Annotated in this window: 16 protein-coding genes; 4 read left to right on the forward strand and 12 right to left on the reverse strand. The window is 71.0% G+C overall.

Annotated elements, in window-relative coordinates; translation table 11 throughout:
• Positions 1-221: 221 nt before the first annotated feature.
• From J2S22_RS23230 to soxY, 6 genes are all read right to left on the reverse strand, one after another.
• Positions 222-593, reverse strand: a complete 372-nt coding sequence (locus tag J2S22_RS23230; protein ID WP_272780760.1) for a c-type cytochrome — start codon at positions 591-593, stop codon at positions 222-224.
• The gene (locus J2S22_RS23235; protein ID WP_272780761.1) at positions 590-1,357 is read right to left on the reverse strand and encodes a c-type cytochrome; all 768 of its coding nucleotides are present in this window, start codon (positions 1,355-1,357) and stop codon (positions 590-592) included. The genes J2S22_RS23230 and J2S22_RS23235 overlap by 4 nt, the downstream gene beginning before the upstream one ends.
• Positions 1,341-2,633 carry a sulfite dehydrogenase gene (gene soxC, locus J2S22_RS23240; protein WP_272780762.1) on the reverse strand — a complete coding sequence of 431 codons (1,293 nt, stop codon included), beginning with the start codon at positions 2,631-2,633 and terminating at the stop codon, positions 1,341-1,343. Before soxC ends, J2S22_RS23235 begins: the two co-directional genes overlap by 17 nt.
• Before the next feature lie 108 nt (positions 2,634-2,741).
• A complete protein-coding gene (gene soxB, locus J2S22_RS23245; RefSeq protein WP_272780763.1) occupies positions 2,742-4,442 on the reverse strand; it encodes a thiosulfohydrolase SoxB in 1,701 nt (566 codons plus the stop codon).
• A gap of 93 nt (positions 4,443-4,535) precedes the next feature.
• Complete coding sequence (gene soxZ / locus J2S22_RS23250) at positions 4,536-4,871, reverse strand: thiosulfate oxidation carrier complex protein SoxZ (RefSeq protein ID WP_272780764.1); 336 nt, start codon at positions 4,869-4,871, stop codon at positions 4,536-4,538.
• 36 nt (positions 4,872-4,907) lie between these two features.
• The gene (gene soxY / locus J2S22_RS23255) at positions 4,908-5,357 is read right to left on the reverse strand and encodes a thiosulfate oxidation carrier protein SoxY (RefSeq protein WP_272780772.1); all 450 of its coding nucleotides are present in this window, start codon (positions 5,355-5,357) and stop codon (positions 4,908-4,910) included.
• Between the two features lie 445 nt (positions 5,358-5,802).
• Between soxY and soxA the strand changes: the two genes are divergently transcribed.
• On the forward strand, positions 5,803-6,663 hold the full coding sequence (soxA, locus tag J2S22_RS23260) for a sulfur oxidation c-type cytochrome SoxA (RefSeq protein WP_272780765.1): 861 nt from the start codon (positions 5,803-5,805) through the stop codon (positions 6,661-6,663).
• Positions 6,664-6,672: 9 nt separating this feature from the next.
• Positions 6,673-7,344 carry a sulfur oxidation c-type cytochrome SoxX gene (soxX, locus tag J2S22_RS23265; protein ID WP_272840532.1) on the forward strand — a complete coding sequence of 224 codons (672 nt, stop codon included), beginning with the start codon at positions 6,673-6,675 and terminating at the stop codon, positions 7,342-7,344.
• Positions 7,345-7,487: 143 nt separating this feature from the next.
• On the opposite strand, the gene J2S22_RS23270 is transcribed toward soxX, so the two are convergent.
• Positions 7,488-8,060 carry a thioredoxin family protein gene (locus tag J2S22_RS23270; protein ID WP_272780767.1) on the reverse strand — a complete coding sequence of 191 codons (573 nt, stop codon included), beginning with the start codon at positions 8,058-8,060 and terminating at the stop codon, positions 7,488-7,490.
• Between the two features lie 12 nt (positions 8,061-8,072).
• Between J2S22_RS23270 and J2S22_RS23275 the strand changes: the two genes are divergently transcribed.
• On the forward strand, positions 8,073-8,768 hold the full coding sequence (locus J2S22_RS23275) for a hypothetical protein (RefSeq protein WP_272780768.1): 696 nt from the start codon (positions 8,073-8,075) through the stop codon (positions 8,766-8,768).
• A 56-nt stretch (positions 8,769-8,824) separates the two neighbouring features.
• Here J2S22_RS23275 and J2S22_RS23280 read toward each other — a convergent pair whose 3' ends face one another.
• Positions 8,825-9,562 (reverse strand): cytochrome c biogenesis CcdA family protein, encoded by a 738-nt coding sequence (locus J2S22_RS23280; protein WP_272780769.1) that lies wholly within the window; start codon positions 9,560-9,562, stop codon positions 8,825-8,827.
• A gap of 136 nt (positions 9,563-9,698) precedes the next feature.
• Between J2S22_RS23280 and J2S22_RS23285 the strand changes: the two genes are divergently transcribed.
• Positions 9,699-10,088: a thioredoxin family protein gene (locus J2S22_RS23285; protein WP_272780770.1), complete on the forward strand. Its 390-nt coding sequence runs from the start codon at positions 9,699-9,701 to the stop codon at positions 10,086-10,088.
• A gap of 107 nt (positions 10,089-10,195) precedes the next feature.
• Here J2S22_RS23285 and J2S22_RS23290 read toward each other — a convergent pair whose 3' ends face one another.
• The 4 genes from J2S22_RS23290 to dsrO form a co-directional block, all read right to left on the reverse strand.
• Complete coding sequence (locus J2S22_RS23290; protein WP_272780771.1) at positions 10,196-11,293, reverse strand: YeeE/YedE family protein; 1,098 nt, start codon at positions 11,291-11,293, stop codon at positions 10,196-10,198.
• A 265-nt stretch (positions 11,294-11,558) separates the two neighbouring features.
• Entirely contained in the window at positions 11,559-14,648 is a 3,090-nt protein-coding gene (locus tag J2S22_RS23295) for a molybdopterin dinucleotide binding domain-containing protein (protein WP_272778062.1), read from the reverse strand.
• Positions 14,649-14,658: 10 nt separating this feature from the next.
• Positions 14,659-15,759, reverse strand: coding sequence for an NrfD/PsrC family molybdoenzyme membrane anchor subunit (gene nrfD / locus J2S22_RS23300; protein WP_272778063.1), 1,101 nt, complete (start codon positions 15,757-15,759; stop codon positions 14,659-14,661).
• Positions 15,756-16,487, reverse strand: coding sequence for a sulfate reduction electron transfer complex DsrMKJOP subunit DsrO (dsrO, locus tag J2S22_RS23305; protein ID WP_272778064.1), 732 nt, complete (start codon positions 16,485-16,487; stop codon positions 15,756-15,758). The genes nrfD and dsrO overlap by 4 nt, the downstream gene beginning before the upstream one ends.
• Between the last annotated feature and the right edge of the window lie 123 nt (positions 16,488-16,610).

Below are 16,610 nucleotides of genomic sequence, written 5' to 3' on the forward strand. Positions count from 1 at the left end.
GGGGGGGGGGGGGGGGGGGGCGGGGGGGCCCCCCCCCCCCCGCCCCCCCCCCCCCCGGGGGGGGGGGGGGGGGGGGGGGGGGCCCCCCCCCGCCTCGTGGATACGGAGACGCCCCCTCACCCGGATTTCGTCCCTGCGGGTCGAAATCCGACCTCTCCCCGCGTGGCGGGGAGAGGTGAATATGGGGCGGCGTGGCGAGCCCGGCTCGCCGCCCTGCCCCCCTAGTCCGTCTGCGGCTTCAGGCTGCCGAAGTAGGCGGCCAGTGCCGCGATCTCCTCGTCCGAGAACTTCACCGCGATGCTGCGCATCACCGGGTTCTCGCGCGTCTTATCGCGGTACTGGCCGAGGATCTCGACGAAGCTGTCCTCCGGCCAGCCGACGATCGGCGGGATGCCGTCGTAGCGCCCGCTGATCTGGTGGCAGGTGACGCATTCCGACGAGAGGTACTGGCCGAGCTCGCGGTCGCCCTTCGGGCCGTCCGCCGCCACCGCGCCGGCGGCCACCGCGAGCGCGACCGTGGTGGCGGCCGCAGCCGCGACGGTCCCGGCTGCGACGGCCGCCGGCGCGGGAGACGGCGAGCGGCGCGGCGTCATTCGACCCGCGGCCCCTTGCCGTCCTCGGGGGTCACGTCGATCGCCCGGGCGCGCCCGAGGATCTTCGGCGCGCCGGCCACGCAGTTCGTCATGCACGGGTCCTTCTTCCAGAACGCCTTCTCGGAGACCTCGCGGTCGTCGTCGAAGAAGTTCGCCTCGTTGGCGAGCTTCACGGTCGGGAAGCTCTTGTCGGACAGCTCCTGGTCCTGGTCCGTGATCACGTCGTTGAGATAGAGGACGTAGGCGACGATCGAATAGAGGTCGTCGCCTTCCAGCGACTGCGCATTGCCGAACGGCATGGCGCGGCGGACATAGTCGATCACGGTCGAGGCGTAGGGCCAGTAGGAGCCGATCGTCTTCACCGGATCGTGAGAGGCGAGCGAGCCGGCGCCGCCGGCCAGCACCGGCCAGCGGCCGGCGCTCTCGCCGAACTCGCCGTGGCAGGCGGCGCACTGGGTGACGAACAGCTCCTCGCCCTTGCGGGCCGTGCCCTTGCCGGGCGGCAGCCCCTGCCCGTCCGGCCGCACGTCGATGTCCCAGCCGGCGATCTCCTCCGGCTTCGCCTCGCGGCCGATGCCGTAATGCACCTTCGCGGGTGCGGCAGCGACGGCCGGCGCCGCCGCTGTCTTGGCGGGGGTCTCCTTGCCGGCCGGCTTGGCCTGCGGCTCCTTGCCGGCGGGCTTGGCGCTCTGCGCCGCGGCGAAGCTCGCGCCGCCGATCACGGCGGCGGCCAGAAGGATGGCGATCTCACGCGATCTCGACATTTTCCACCTCGCCCTCCGGCGACACCCGCCAGGTCTGGATGCCGTTGTTGTGATAGACGGAGTTGACCCCGCGCACCTTGCGCAGCTCGTCCTTGGTGGGCTGCACGTAGCCGGTCTCGTCCATGGCGCGCGACTGCAGGAACAGCTCGCGGCCGTCCCAGTCGAACTCGGCGTAGAAGCGGACCATCGACTTGTCGAACACGGGCCCGTCGATCCGCGCCGTGCGCCAGTTGCGGCCGCCGTCGAGCGTCACGTCGACCCGGGCGACCTTTCCCCGTCCCGACCAGGCGATGCCGGACACCACGGTGAAGCCGCGCCCGTGCCGGAACGGCGTCTGCGGACTGGGGCTGGTGATCACCGACTTGGCGTCCATCACATAGGTGAAGCGCCGCGCCTTGCCGTTCTCCAGGAGGTCCGTGTACTTGGACGTCTCCTCGCGGTGGTGCCAGGGCTGGTCGCCGACCTCGATGCGGCGCAGCCACTTGACCCACATGTTGGCCTCCCAGCCGGGCACGCAGATGCGCACCGGGTAGCCGTTCTCGGGGCGCAGTCGCTCGCCGTTCATGCGGAAGGCGATCAGGCAGTCGTCGAGCGCCTTCTGGAGCGGCAGCGAGCGCGTCATCGCGGCCGAGTCGGCGCCCTCCAGCAGCAGCCACTTCGCGTTGGTCTTGAGGCCCGCCTCCTCCAGCAGCACCCTGAGCGGCACGCCCGTGTACATCACGTTGTGGATCATGCCGTGGGTGAACTGGCAGGCGTTCATCTGGGCGCCGCGCCATTCCATGCCGGAGTTCGCCGCGCATTCGGCGAAATAGACCCGGTTGGTGCGCGGCAGCCGCTCCAGATCCTGGAGCGTGAACATCAACGGCTTGTCGACCAGGCCGTGGATCATCAGCCGGTAGTCGTTCGGGTCGAGCTCGGCGATGCCGGAATGGTGGCGCTCGAAGCACAGGCCGTTCGGTGTGATGATGCCGTCGAGCTCGTGCAGCGGCGTGAACGACACCGAGCTCTCGCGCGACGCCGTCAGCCACTCGACGTCGCGCCGGATCACGTGCGCCTCGTGCTTCGACGGCTTGCCGTAGGCGCGCACCGCGACGCCGTCGCCGAGCGTCTTGGACCACTCCGGCACGTTGGGCGGAAGGTTGGCGGGATTGCCGGGCTCCGCGGCGACGGCGGCCGTGCCGGGGCCGAGGGCCGCGGCGCCGCCGAGCGCCAGGCCCCTGCCGAGAAGCGAGCGGCGCGACAGGCCGGCTTCGTGATCGAGGGTGTGTGTCGACATTCACGCTCTCCGGTGTCTTGTTATGCCGGTCTGTGCGAGCCCGGGGTCACCTCTCCCCGCGTGCGGGAAGAGGGAGCGCCGGCGCGGTGCCCGACGGGCACGCGCGCTTCACGCCCCCAGAATCTTCACGGTCGAGGCGCCGGTCGGCGCAACGGTCGGGGTCTTCTTCAGGTGGGAGAAGACGACGTCCCAGATCGCCGGGCCTTCGGTGCCTTCGTTGACGCTCGCCCAGCCCGCGACCGTGTAGTCCTTGTCGGCGGCGAGCGGCTGTCCGGTGCGGGCGAGCACCAGGTCGCCGATGCGGCTGCCGATCGGCTTCCCGACGTCGATCGTGTAGGAGAGCCCGCCGACCCGCACCATGTCGCCGCCCTGCTGCAGGTACGGATCCGGATTGAAGATGTTGTCGGCGACGTCCTCGAGGATCTCCTTGAGCCGTCCGCCCGTCATCGCCATCCGGTACGCCGCCGGATAGGTCATGGCCGTCGCGTTGTAGACGTCCTCGCGGGTGATGCTCTGCCCCGGCAGCAGCGTCGGCCCCCAGCGGAAGCCGGGCGACAGCGCGATCTCGGCGTCGCGCTCGGCGAGCAGCGCGTCGCAGATCACGTCGTCGAGGGTGCCGTTGAAGTTGCCGCGCCGGTAGAGCGTCGTCTCGGTCCGGCCGACCACCTCGGCCAGCATCGCCTCGTGCGGGGCGCGGTGCTTCGCGATGGCCGCGGCGACCGCCGCGTTCGGCCGGATGGCGTCGGCCATCACCGGGATCAGCTTGTGGCGGACGCCCCTGACGGCGCCGTCGCGCACGTCGAGATCGAGGCGCGACACGAACTTGCCGTGGCTGCCCGAGGCGATCAGCAGCGTCTTGCCGACCTGCACGGGCGCCGGCAGCGCGTCGTGGGTGTGGCCGGTGAGGATCACGTCGATGCCGTTCACCCGGCCGGCGAGCTTGCGGTCGACGTCGAAGCCGTTGTGCGACAGCAGCACCACCAGCCCGGCGCCGCCGGCCCGGGCCTTGTCGACCTCGGCCTGCAGCTCCTTCTCGCGGATCCCGAACGACCAGTCGGGGATCATCCAGCGTGGATTGGCGATCGGCGTGTAGGGCAGCGCCTGGCCGATCACGGCGATCTTGACGCCGCCGCGCTCGAAGGTCGCCGAGCCCTTGAACACCTCGTCCTGGAACTCGCTCTCGCGCACGTTCTGGCACAGGAACGGGAAGCCGAGCGTGTCGACCAGCGCCTTGACGCGCTCCGCGCCGAGCGTGAACTCCCAGTGGGCCGTCATGGCGTCCGGCTTCAGGAGCGCCATGCAGTCCACCATGTCCTGGCCCTTGGTGGCGAGCGACGTGAAGGAGTTCTGCCAGGTGTCGCCGCCGTCGAGCAGCAGCACGCGGTCGCCGCGCTCGGCCCGCACCGCCTCGACGACGGTGGCGACCCGGTCGAGACCGCCGACCCGGCCGTAGCTCTTCGCCAGCGCCTCGAAGTCGATGTCGGCGAGCGCATAGGCGAGCGGGCTGCCGGGGGGCACCTTGTAGGCCTCCAGCAGCGCCTTGCCGGTGACGTGCGGCGGCACGCCCTTGGCCTCGCCGACGCCGAGATTGACGGTCGGCTCACGGAAATAGACCGGCTTCAGCTGGGCGTGGATGTCGGTGACGTGCAGGATCGTCACGTTGCCGAGCGGCTCGAAGGCGAGAAGGTCGGCCTCGGTCACGCGCTGCTGGGCGAGCGCGCGGCCGATCGTCCCTCCCCCGAGGCCGGTTCCGGCCAGGGCGGCGGCCACGGCCGCCGAATACTGCAGCAGGTCTCGTCGCGTCGTCATGGCGCGCGTCCTCCCGCGCCGGCACAGCGGTGCCGGCCGTCCAGGCGTTTCCTCGGAACGATCGTTGCAGTCGAGCCGGGCGGCGGGCCGCCGTCAGCTCACCGTGATCGTGTCTTCGCCGACGATCTTGCTGCCGTCGTCGTCCGTCCAGGTGAGAACGACCTTGCCGCTCTCGTCGGCCCGGAACTTGAACTGCATGTAAGGATTGGCCGAGACGGCGGGCTCGAGGTCGGCGGCGAAGACCAGCTTGCCGTTCACCTCGCAGGTGAACTTGTTGATGATCTTGCGCGGGATGACGTTGCCGTCCTTGTCCTTGCGCTGCCCCGACTCCATGATGTGGGCCACCAGGGCCTTGACCTCCACGAGGTCGCCCTTCTTGGCCTCCTTCTTGTCGAGACGGATGCGCGGCCGCGGCGCGGGTGTCGCCATGTCGTTTCTCCCTGAAATGCTGAGGATCGTACCGGATCAGCCGCCGCAGCCGCCGATGGTGACCTTGACCTGCCGGGTGTCCGTGTAGAACGAGCCGTCGTTCATCTTGGCGATGGCGATGACGTTCTGGGTCTCGGCGAGCCGGATGCGGGTGGCCGCCTCGGCGACGCCCGAGCGCGGGGAGAAATGGAAGGTGGCGATGCCGCCGCGCGGATTGCCGTCGGCGACCACCAGCACGTCGGTGACGTGCGAGGCGTCGGTCATCGGGCTCTCGACCGTGAAGGCGAGCGGCACGGTGTTGCCGTTCTCGGCGATGTCGGGGAGATCGAGCTTCACCTTGCCCTTCACCGGCGCCTTGCCGCCCGTGAAGGCCTTGATCAGCTCGTCGGAATCGTTCTTGGCCCAGGCGGGGCCGGCGCCGCCGAGGGCCATCGCCGTCACCACGCCGGCGCCCAGCGCGAACGCTTCGCGTCGGCTCACAGTCATCGTCATCGAGAACCTCTCCTCGTCGGCGGCGGCCCCGCCGGGCCGCGTTGCGTGGTCACCGGGCCGGGTCGTCACCACACCCGGGTCGTCGCCGCACCCGGGACGTCGCCGCCCGGGTCGTCGTCAGCCAGTCAGGTCTTCACGGATTGCCGGACATGACGCGCCATCTCAGACGCCGTCGCGCCTCCGGGACCCGCTTCCTCCATACATTCATTATTTTGAAACTTCTCTAGCCTGTCCGGCCGCGGCGCGCAATAGGCGAAATGGCTAATGACAGCGCATTTGTTGCTGCAGCGCAGCGTATACGAAGCACATTGTCCTCCGCGATCCGGGCCGAACGGAAAAAAGCACTTTTCATTCGCCTTCGGGAATATAAGCTGATCACGTCCAGGCGCTTCAAGAGACCGGCATCGGCCGGCGGCCGCGCCCCATGGTCGGAGGAAACATGAGTCCAGGACTTTTCGCCCTGGCGCGGACCGTCGTGACGGCCGCGTCGGTCGCGGTGACGCTGTCGATCGCCACCGCCCAGACCCCCGCTCCGCAACCCGCCACCGAAGAGGACGCCGACAAGCTCCTCGAAAAGTACCGGGCCATGATCTCCGACCCGATGTCGAACCCGGGCTATCTCGCGGTCGACACGGGCGAGACGCTGTGGACCACGGCGCGCGGCCCGAAGAACGCGACGCTGGAGACCTGCGACCTCGGCAAGGGGCCCGGCACGGTCGACGGCGCCTATGCCGAGCTGCCGCGGTACTTCGCCGACGTCGGCCGGGTGATGGACGCCGAATCGCGCATCCTCTGGTGCATGGAGACGATCCAGGGGATCGACACCACGCCGATCCGCAAGAAGCCGTTCGCCTCCTCGGGCGGCAACCCGGCGACCGAGATCGAGGCGCTGGTCGCCTACGTCGCCAACAAGTCCAACGGGATGAAGTACGCCGCCCGGATGGAGCATCCGAAGGAGCGCGAGGCGGTGGCGCTCGGCGAGGCGCTGTTCTACCGCCGCTCCAGCCTCAACGACTTCTCCTGCCAGACCTGCCACGGCCAGGAGGGCCAGCGCATCCGCCTGCAGACCCTGCCGTTCTTCGACAGCCCCAAGGCCGCGCAGGCGACCATGGGAACGTGGCCGACCTACCGGGTGTCGCAGGCGTCGCTGCGCACCATGCAGCACCGCATCTGGGACTGCTACTGGCAGATGCGCATGCCGGACGTCGGCTACGCCTCCGAGGTGACGGTGGCGCTCGCCGCCTACCTGACCAAGAAGGCCGAAGGCGGCACGATCGAAGTGCCCTCCATCAAGCGCTGAGGACCCCCGATGCCCAGGATGTCACTTGCGGCCCTTGCCGCCGCGGCCTCGGCGGCCGCTCTCCTTCTGTCCGGCGCGGCGTCCGCCACCGACGTCAAGACCCAGGCCGGTGCCGGACCGGGCGCCGAGGTGGCCCCCGGGATCACCCGCGAGCGGCTCGAGCAGGCGGTCGCCGCCGCCTGGAAGGGCCTGCCGCCGGATCTCGCCGCCCGGGTCGTCCAGGACGAGACCATGGCGCTCTGCTCCCAGTATCGCAACCAGCCGCCGCAGGCGGTGGCCGACGCGATCCTCGCCCGGGAAAAGAAGAACGTCACCTATCCGGCCGACGGCAAGTATCTCGGGAGCTGGAAGAACGGCGAGAAGCTGGCGCTCTCCGGCTTCGGCGGCCGCATGGGCGACGACCCGAAGCGGGCGAACGGCGGCAACTGCTACGCCTGCCACCAGCTCGCCCCGACCGAGATCAGCTACGGCACGCTCGGCCCCAGCCTGCTCGCCTACGGCAAGCTGAAGGGCAACACGCCGGAGGCCCAGAAGGAGGTCTACGAGCGGGTGTTCAACGCCCAGGCCGTGTTCGCCTGCTCGAACATGCCGCGCTTCGGCCACAACAAGTTCCTGACCATCGAGCAGATCAAGGACGCGGTGGCGTTCCTGCTCGATCCGGAGTCGCCGGTGAACAAGTGAGGGCGGGCGCATCTGGACCGGTCATTCCGGGGCGCGGCGAAGTCGCGAACCCGGAATCCAACCAAGATGCACCAGCGCCCGTATCGCCACTGGATTCCGGGTCACGGCTGCTGACGCAGCCGTGACCGGAATGACGATGACGATCACGCCCCCTGGGCGCGGAGCCAGTCGCGCAGCGAGCCCTTCTCGTAGGCCTTCTCGGCGACGAAGCGGAAGAGCGCCAGGAAATGCTTCGGCTCGAGATAGCCCTGCGCCCGCGCCACCTCGCGCTCGCGCGGGGCCTTCGCCTTCATGGTCTCGGGGCTCTCGCCGAAGAACTGGAAGGTCGGGGTGAAGCGCACGCCGTACTTCTCGGCGAGCCGGCGCTCGGAGAGCGTCTCGCCGTCGAGGTCGACCACCCTGCGGTCGCCGGCGACGTTGAGCTGCAGCACCTCGAAGCGCTCGCGGATATAGGCCGCGATCGCCGGGTCCCCGAGATTCTTCACGTGGGTCTCGCGGCAGTACGGGCAGCCGCGCAGCTCCCACATCACGGCGAGGCGCTTGCCGTTCTGCCGGGCGAGCGCGACGTCGTCGGCGAGCTCGAGCAGGCTCTGCAGGAACCAGTCGACGTGCGGCAGCCCGTCCTCGTTCAGCTCGAGCTCCTCGGCCCGCACCGGCGCGGCGGCGAACCCGGGCGCCGAGAGCGCCGCGGCGATCAGGACACGACGTGACAGCATGGACGTTTCCTCATGAGATTTTTCCCGACTCTACCTCATTTCCCCGCCGTCCGCAGCGCCGTCCGCACGACGCCGCTGCTGATCACGAGCCTCCTCCTCCTCGCCTCGGCGGCCCCCGCCCTCGCCCAGGCGCCGCTCGCGGCCGCCGACGAGGCCGTGCTGGCCGACCGCCGGCTCGCCGCCGGCTATCTGCGCACGGGCAACGGCGATCTCGCCGCGCTCGCGCTGGAGCGGCTGCAGAAGGCCCTGCCAGCCCCCCACGCCATGCGCGCGAAGACCGCGGTCGAGGCCATCGATGCCGGCGACCTCGCGGCCGCGACCACGGCGACCGAGGCGCTCGCCGTCGATCTCGCCGAGGCGCGGCGCGCCGCCGGCGTCCGGGTGCTGGCCGACTGCGTGCGCGAGTTCTCCACCGTCTACGCGACGCTCGACACCCACCGCACCCGGGCACCCGACCTCGCCGACGCCGCGCTCCGCAGCGCGATCGCAGCGGCCGCCCGGGCGAGCGACGCCGCCGTCGCGCGCTGCGACGGCGAAGCACCGGCCGCCGTCAAGGCGGACGCGGGCTTCCGCCGGCTGGTCGACGGCAGCCGCGGCTCGCTCGGCCGCATCCCCGAGGCGGTGGCGGCCGGCGACGCCGAGCTCCTGCACCGCTTCCTCATCGAGCTGCGCGCCTACGAGCAGCTTCTGAGATTCCGCTACGGGTGAGCGCCCGGGCCGACTCCGTGACGCCCCCTCCCGAATCCGAAGGCGGCACCTCTTCGTCACCCGATCCGGCCCAGCGCCGGCACGGCCTCCAGCAGCCAGCCGGCGATGTCGGCCATGGTGCCGGTGAAGATCAGCACCCCGGTGACGATCAGCAGCCCGCCGATGACCTTTTCGATCGCGCCGAGATGGCGACGAAACCGCTTCAGGAATCCGAGGAACGGCCGGACGAACACGGCGGCGGCCAGGAACGGCACGCCGATGCCGGCCGCATAGGCGGCGAGCAGCGCGGCGCCCTGCCCGGCCGAATCCTCGGCGCCGGCGATCAGCAGGATCGAGGCGAGCACCGGCCCGACGCACGGCGTCCAGCCGAACGCGAAGGCGAGCCCCATGACGAAGGCACCGGCGAGCCCGGCCGACTGGCCGCCGAGGCCGAAGCGCGCCTCCCGATAGAGCAGCGGGATCCGGAACAGGCCGACGAAGTGCAGGCCGAGCACCACGATGATCACGCCGGCGATGCGCGACAGGATCGTCAGGTGGTCCATCAGCAGCTGCCCGAGCAGCGACGCGCTGGCGCCGAGCGCGACGAACACGGCCGAGAACCCGGCGACGAACGCCAGCGCCCGCAGGAACGCCCGGGCCGTGGTGCCGGGCCGCGGCGTGTCGCCGGCGAGCTCGTCGAGCGACGCGCCGGCCAGCCAGGTGAGATAGGGCGGCACCAGCGGCAGCACGCAGGGGCTGAGAAACGACAGCAGGCCCGCCATCGCAGCGGCGGCGAGCCCGACCTCGAGCGTCATGCTGATCCCCCCGTCCGGCACCGCTCGGTCGCGGCGCTCGCGTTTCGTGTCGTGCGTGTCGTATGATGCGCATGGTGGCGCGAACCGCGCCGTCTGGCAATCATTCGCCATCGTGAATTCATGCCGTCCCGCAGCCATGACCGTTCGTGATCCGAGCCGCCGCACCGTCCTGTTGCTCGCCGCCGCCGCCGCGACGACGGGTCCCGCCGCATCGATCGCGGCCGCGATGCCGCGCGTGGCGCTGGTCTATGTGCGCGAGGTCGGCTGCCCGTACTGCCGCGAGTGGGACGCGCGCATCGGCCCGATCTATCCGAAGACGCCCGAGGGGCGCCGCGCCCCGATCCGCGAGGTCGAGAAGCGCGACGTGCCGGCCGCGGGGCTGACGCTCGCCCGCCCGGTCCGCTACACGCCCACCTTCGTGCTCACCCTCGACGACCGCGAGCTCGGCCGCATCGAGGGCTATCCGGGCGAGGAGTTCTTCTGGGCGCGGCTCGCCAAGCTCCTGGAGCTGCTGCCGGGAGAGTGAGACCGATCGCCCCGGACCGCCCCTGGGCCCCGGCTCTGCGCCGCATCGGGCCGGTGGCCTGACGCGGCTCGTCCGGGGCACGCGTCAGAGATTCGCCTGCAGGTCCTTCACCGCGCCCGTCCCGAAGCCGGCTCGGCGGCCGGGCCCGCCGGCGCCGCCGCCTCGCGGTCGATGAGGAAGTCGGTGATCCCGGCGGCGAGCCAGATGCAGGCGAGCGTCACCCAGGCGGTGAGCGCGAAGATGGCGCCGCCCGACACGCCGGCGCCGACCGCGCAGCCGCCGGCCAGCATGCCGCCGAAGCCCATCAGCACGGCGCCGGCGATGTAGCGCCGCATGCTCTGCCCGTCCTTGAAGCCCTGCAGCACGAACTCCTTGGTGAGGAGCGCGCCGATCAGCGAGCCGAGGAAGACGCCCGGCACCAGGCCGATGTCGAAGTTCCACACCATGCGCGACTGGTCGAGCACGAACATCAGCGTGTCGGCCGACGGGCCCGTGAAGGTGAGGCTGGTGACCCGGGCCGGCGCGAAGCTCGCCTGGGAGATCGTGTAGGTGACGAGCCAGCCGACCGCCACCATGCCGCCGACGCCCGAGGCCGTGAACCAGGTCGCGGCCGGAAGCCGGCTCTTCACCGCGTAGAAGTAGGCGGCGGCGCACCACACGAGGCCGAAGGCGAGCGCGTGGCCGTGGCCGAGCCCAAGCACCACCAGGAGATCGCGCGCGCCGGTGCCGTCGATGGTCCACCAGCCGGTGATCGTCTCGCGCAGCGGAACGAGCGCGCCGCGATAGGCCGACTGGGCCGTCACGGCCATCACCAGTCCGGTGAGCAGCGCGCGGAGATTTCCGGTGGCGGACAGGACGAGCAGCCGGCTGGCGCAGCCGCGCGTCATGATCATGCCGGCGCCGAACATCAGGCCGCCGACGATGGCGCCCGACAGGCTGCCGCGCTGGGCGAGCTGGCGCGCCTCGGAGACGTCGAGCAGGCCCATCAGGATGAATCCTTGGGTCCACACCACCGCGGTGGCGAAGGCCATCAGCCAGATCGCCACCTTCTGGCCGACATGGCCGTGGAAGAACTCGATCGCGGCGGCGCGCAGGCAGAACCGGCTGCGCTGCGCCGCGAAGCCGAAGGCGGCGCCGACCGCGACGCCGGCCAGCGCCAGCACCGGCCCCTCGCCCACCGTCTCGATGATCGTGATCAGGTCCACGCACGCCTCCGCCGGCCCGGACGCTTCGGGCGCGACGAGGATGCAGCGGGCCGAATATGAGAACCTTGAGAATTCGCAACGAAGAGTGGCGATGGGCGACGCCCGGCGCGGGCGCGCGCCCACGTGCTTCGGTCATTCCGGGGCACGCTGAAAGCGCGAACCCGGAATCCAGCGGCAAGCTCCGTCGGTATGGCTGGATTCCGGGTTCGCGGACCTGCGGTCCGCGCCCCGGAATGACTCGATGGGTGAACTCGCGCGCCGGATCTCACGCCCGCGAGATGCGAGCCGGCAGGCCCTGGCGGACGGCGGAGCCGGCGACCGGGTCGAGCCACACGGACAGGCCCTTGCGGGTCGGGTCCGACAGCCCGAGATCGTTGAGGTTGATGCCGGCGGCGAGCGCGGCCCCATCCGGCTGGCGGGTGTCGCCGATCAGGTGGGACCGCGCCCCGAACTCGGTGTGGCCGAAGCCGTGCTCGACGGCGATCACGCCGCGCATCACGCCCTTGCGGACCAGCGCCGTGCCGACCACCTCGCCGCCCGGCGTGGCGATCCGCACCTTGTCGCCATTGGCGATGCCGAGCCGCGCGGCGTCGTCGGCGTGCAGCGCCACCGGATTCTCCGGATGGATGCCGCGCAGGCGGTCGAGCCCGATCGTGTAGGCGCCCATCAGCACGGACTTCTGGCTGATCAGCAGCATCGGCCAGTCGGCCTCCGCATAGACCTTGCGCATCGGCGTGCCGTCGGCGAAGGCGGGCGGCGTCCACTGCGGCACGCCGGAATGGCGCCGGCCGGTCATCGAGCTGCGCGCCGTGCCGACCTGCTCGTTGTACAGCGTCAGCGCCGGCGCGAACTTCTGGGCCATCCGTTCGCCGTCGTAGCCCTGCGCATAGGGCTGATACCGCCCGCCGCGGGTGAAGACGTGGGCGGCCTTGCGCCACTCCTCGGGCTTCAGCGTCGCCTGCAGGGCCGGCACGTGGCGGCCGAAGCCGGTGAGCGCGATGTCCTCGTCGGTCGCGTCGCCGACCGGCTTCTGGCCCGCGAAGGCGACGTTGGTGGCGGCGCGGAAGAACCAGTCCGTCGGCCGGTCGAGCGCCAGGAGCGTGCCGGCCGCATCCCTCATGGCGTTCGGCCCGAAGCCCGGCAGGCCGAGCGTCTTGGCCAGCGCGATGAAGAACGCCTCCATGGTGATCGGCTCGCCGTCGGCCGTCTTCGCGTTCTTCGACTCGACGACCGGCCAGCGCGCCGTCGAGGTGCGGCTCGGCACCGTGTGCCACGGCGCCGCGAAGCCCCAGGTCTCGAACAGCAGCGAGTCGGGCAGGATGTAGTCGGCGAAGGCGCCGGTCTCGTTGATGAACGGATCGATCGCGACGATCAGCGGCAGCCTCTTCGGGTCCTTCAGCGCCGTAGCGACGGCGCCCTTGAGGCCCGGGATCCCGTAGATCGGATTGGCGTTCCAGACGAACAGCGCCTTCATCGGATACGGATAGCCGTTGAGCGCGCTGGTGAGCCATTCGGAGCCGAGCTGCGGCGCCGCCGGATACCACGGCGCCTCCGACGGATAGGCCTTGCCGGCCTCCTTCTTGCGCTTGAACTCGCTCGACTTCTCATAGGGGACGTTGCGCGACAGCGGGGTGCCCTTGGGCGTCACCTGGCCCGGGAATCCGTCGAGGTCGTAGCGCGGCCCCTTGCCTTCCGCCGGGAAGGCGCCGCCCGAGACCATCGCGCCGCCCTTCACGTTGATGTTGCCGATCAGCGTGTTCAGCGCGATCAGGGCGAAGGCGTTGTAGAAGCCGTTGCCCGCCATGGTGCCGCCATGGGTGTTCACGGCGGCCTTCTTGCCGTGGCTGGTGAATTCCCTGGCCAGCCCCGCCAGCGTCTCGGCGGGAATCCCGCAGGTCGCGGCATACTCCTCCATGGTGAAGCGCCGCGCGCTCTCGGCATAGAGGTCGAACGAGGAGCGCAGGCGGAGCGGCTTGTCGCCGACCGCGAAGGCACCGTCGACGATCAGCTCGGCCGGGCCGGCGAGCGCCGTGTGGGGGACGAGCTGTCCGGTCGCCGGATCGACCACGACGAACGGGTCCTTCTCGGCGTATGTCTCGCCTTCGATCGTGAGACCCAGGTCTGAGGCGCGCAGCATGAATCCTTCGCGCGGATGGCCGGGCTCGGCGACGACGAGATGCGTCGCGTTGCACCAGCCGGCCTCGCCGGCGGCGGCCGCCGCCTTCGGGTTCGGCTGCACCAGGAAGGTCCGGTCGTAGCGCTCGTTGTCGATGATCCAGCGGGCGAGCGCCATGGCGAAGGCGCCGTCGGTCGCCGGCCTGATCGGGATCCAGCGTCCGCGGTGCTTCGCCGCCAGGCTGTCCGAGTGGCCGATCACCGGGTCGACGACCACGTAGTTCAGCTTGCCGTCGGTGCGCCCCTTGGCGACCATGGCGGCCTGCCGCTTGAACGGGTTGCCGGCATTGGCCGGCGCCGTGCCGCAGAAGATGATGAACTCGCAATTGGCGAAGTCGGGCTTGGCGTGCGGCAGCCGCTTGACGTTGCCCATGGCGGCGCCGGAGCCGGAGCGGTAGGAGCCGCCGCAATAGCCGCCGTGGCCGATGAAGTTCAGCGAGCCGAACGCCTTCTGCACGAAGCGCCGGGCGAAGTTCTCGCGGCCCTCGTTGGTGGACGACATCAGGCCGACCTGGTTGACCTTGGGCCCGAGCTCCGGCGCCTTCGGGTCGATCGGATCGAAGCTGCGCAGCGCCTTCAGGCCGTCGACATGGCCCTCGCCGAACAGGTCGCCGCCCTCGGCGACCTCGCGCACCATCTGCTCGAAGGAGATCGGCTGCCAGCGCCCCGCGCCGCGCGGGCCGACACGCTTGAGCGGCTGGGTGACGCGATACGGGCTCGCCATCCAGCCGAGCATCGCCGAGCCGCGCCCGCAGGTGGTGGAGCGGCCGTCGAGCCCCTTCTCGCCGGCCCGCGACACCGCGACGAAACTGTCCTTGATCGACATGTCGGGCGGCAGCGGCGGATCGGCGGAGAGCGGATGGAACGGGTTGCCGGCGACGCGCAGCACCGCGCCACTCGTCTTGTCGACCCGCACCCGGACGCCGCAATAGGTCGTGCAGCCCATGCACATCACATAGGAGACCTGCTGGTCCGGGTCCGGCGTCAGGCCGCCGGTCGCCGGATCGACCGTGAATTCCGGCTTCAGCGAGGCGCCGTGGATGTTCGCGGCCTTCGCCTTCGGGGCGAGCGAGTCGGCGACGCCCTCCACCACCTTGCGGGCCGTGTCGGCATAGCCGGCCGCGAAGGCGCCGAGCCCGCCGGCGGCGACGCCGGTCTTCAGAAGCGTTCTGCGGTCCATGGCGGGTCTCCTACTCGGCGGGGGCGAGCGCCGGCCGCACCCGCGAGGCGACGGGGTCCGGCAGCAGCGTGGTGATCAGGACGAAGACGAACAGCCACAGGCCGAGCGAGCCGCCGATGCCGAGCAGGCCGTCATGGCCGAGCGGGAGCTGGTAGACGTAGAGGCCGGCGCCGGTCTTCGGCACGGTCTGTCCGCCGATGAACACGGTCCAGCGGAACATCCAGGCGGCGTGCAGGCCGAGCAGCCCGACGAGCCAGGCCCAGCCGGGCGGCCGCAGCCACAGGAGCAGGAGCGGCAGCGCCGTCGCGGCGGCGGCCCACACGGCCGTCACCTGCCAGGCGCGATGGCCGGCGACGCTCGCCAGCGCCCGGGCGTGGATGTCGGAGAGCCCGAAGATGCCGAGCGCGAACCAGGCGAGGCCGAGCGCGATGGTGGCGAGGAGCGCCGCCGTCATCGCCCGCGCCGCGACGGCGTCACCGGCGTGCGTCGTGTCGCCGCGCAGCCGGGCGATCAGCAGCGTCAGGCCGGCCGCGCCCGTGAAGGCCGTGGCGGCGAACTGCAGCGGCAGGATCGGCGTGTTCCACAGCGGCCGCGCCCTGACCACCATGGTTTCCATGCCGGTGTAGAGCAGGATCAGCAGGCCGAACACCACGGTCCAGCCGGCGAGGATCTTGGTCAGGCGCGGCGCCGGCGCGCCGCCCGCCGCGATCAGCCGGCGCAGGCGCGAGACGAGGTCGTCGCCCTGTCCGGCCGCGGCGAGATCGCCGCGCAGCGCCGCCCAGGCGTAAGCGAGCAGGCCGCCGACATAGCACGGGATGAAGAACGCGCCCCACGCCATCCACGAGCCGAGATTGGGGTTGGTGTAGAAGCGCCAGAACCGGCCGGGCTGATGCAGATCGGCGAGCAGCGCCACCGGCGCCACGAGCCCGCAGGCGAGCGCGCCGATCAGGGCGTTGCGGCCGAAGCCCCTCTGGCTCCGCGCCCCGAAGGCGAGGCCCGGCAGCGACAGGAGAAAGCCCGCGACCGACAGGCCGACGAGGAAGAAGTACTGCACGGCCCAGGGCAGCCAGGTGACGTCGCGCGAGACGTTGACGACTTCGAGGATGGTCATGCGTGGGTCTCCCGTCCGGTGGGGTGCCACAGGGTGGGCTCGCCTTCGACCTTGCCGGTCAGCCGGTCGTCGAGGCCGAGATAGAAGACGTGCGGCCGCGTGCCGAGCTCGGGCTTCAGCACCTTGGCGTCGCCCTTGGCGACGAGCTTCGAGACCGTGCTCTTCGGGTCGTCGAGATCGCCGAAGATGCGGGCGCCGCCGACGCAGGATTCGACGCAGGCCGGCAAGAGCCCCGCCTCCACCCGGTGGGCGCAGAACGTGCACTTGTCGGCCTTCTGGGTGCCGTGATTGACGAAGCGCGCGTCGTAGGGGCAGGCCTGGACGCAGTAGGCGCAGCCGACGCAGCGGTCGGCGTCCACGACCACGATGCCGTCGGCGCGCTGGAAGGTGGCGCCGACCGGACAGACCGGGATGCAGGGCGCATCGGCGCAGTGGTTGCACAGCCGCGGCAGCATCACCATGGCGGCGCGGTCGCCCTCCTGCACCTCGTAGGTCGAGACGATGGTGCGGAAGCTGTCCTCCGGCACGGCGTTCTCGTAGATGCAGGACACGGTGCAGGACTGGCAGCCGATGCACTTCGCCACATCGACCACCATGGCCCAGCGCGGCGTCTTGTCCGGCGAAACGGCCGCCTGCGGCGTCGGCGCCGCCCCGGCGGGCGCCACCGCCGCGGCCCCGACCGTCACGGCGGCGAAGCCGCGCAGGAAATCACGACGAGAGTCTGGCATGCCGGGCTCCTTGCTTCTTCTCGGGCGGCCCGCACGCCCACGCGCTCCGGACCGCTCCGCGGCATGCCGGAACGCTACGCCGATCCCCGCACGGTGGTAATTTGGAGATTTCCCCCAAGGACT

Source organism: Rhodoplanes tepidamans, assembly GCF_030813915.1.
In the GTDB taxonomy this organism is placed as follows: Bacteria; Pseudomonadota; Alphaproteobacteria; order Rhizobiales; family Xanthobacteraceae; genus Rhodoplanes; species Rhodoplanes tepidamans.

What these genes read in the sequence shown, in the direction of transcription:
- J2S22_RS23295 (WP_272778062.1), bottom strand. Translation starts at nt 14,648, where the DNA reads ATGGACCGCAGAACGCTTCTGAAGACCGGCGTCGCCGCCGGCGGGCTC.
- J2S22_RS23285 (WP_272780770.1), top strand. Translation starts at nt 9,699, where the DNA reads ATGACCGTTCGTGATCCGAGCCGCCGCACCGTCCTGTTGCTCGCCGCC.
- soxB (WP_272780763.1), bottom strand. Translation starts at nt 4,442, where the DNA reads ATGACGACGCGACGAGACCTGCTGCAGTATTCGGCGGCCGTGGCCGCC.
- J2S22_RS23280 (WP_272780769.1), bottom strand. Translation starts at nt 9,562, where the DNA reads ATGACGCTCGAGGTCGGGCTCGCCGCCGCTGCGATGGCGGGCCTGCTG.
- soxX (WP_272840532.1), top strand. Translation starts at nt 6,673, where the DNA reads ATGCCCAGGATGTCACTTGCGGCCCTTGCCGCCGCGGCCTCGGCGGCC.
- soxA (WP_272780765.1), top strand. Translation starts at nt 5,803, where the DNA reads ATGAGTCCAGGACTTTTCGCCCTGGCGCGGACCGTCGTGACGGCCGCG.
- soxY (WP_272780772.1), bottom strand. Translation starts at nt 5,357, where the DNA reads ATGACTGTGAGCCGACGCGAAGCGTTCGCGCTGGGCGCCGGCGTGGTG.
- J2S22_RS23270 (WP_272780767.1), bottom strand. Translation starts at nt 8,060, where the DNA reads ATGCTGTCACGTCGTGTCCTGATCGCCGCGGCGCTCTCGGCGCCCGGG.
- dsrO (WP_272778064.1), bottom strand. Translation starts at nt 16,487, where the DNA reads ATGCCAGACTCTCGTCGTGATTTCCTGCGCGGCTTCGCCGCCGTGACG.
- soxC (WP_272780762.1), bottom strand. Translation starts at nt 2,633, where the DNA reads ATGTCGACACACACCCTCGATCACGAAGCCGGCCTGTCGCGCCGCTCG.
- soxZ (WP_272780764.1), bottom strand. Translation starts at nt 4,871, where the DNA reads ATGGCGACACCCGCGCCGCGGCCGCGCATCCGTCTCGACAAGAAGGAG.
- J2S22_RS23230 (WP_272780760.1), bottom strand. Translation starts at nt 593, where the DNA reads ATGACGCCGCGCCGCTCGCCGTCTCCCGCGCCGGCGGCCGTCGCAGCC.
- nrfD (WP_272778063.1), bottom strand. Translation starts at nt 15,759, where the DNA reads ATGACCATCCTCGAAGTCGTCAACGTCTCGCGCGACGTCACCTGGCTG.
- J2S22_RS23275 (WP_272780768.1), top strand. Translation starts at nt 8,073, where the DNA reads ATGAGATTTTTCCCGACTCTACCTCATTTCCCCGCCGTCCGCAGCGCC.
- J2S22_RS23235 (WP_272780761.1), bottom strand. Translation starts at nt 1,357, where the DNA reads ATGTCGAGATCGCGTGAGATCGCCATCCTTCTGGCCGCCGCCGTGATC.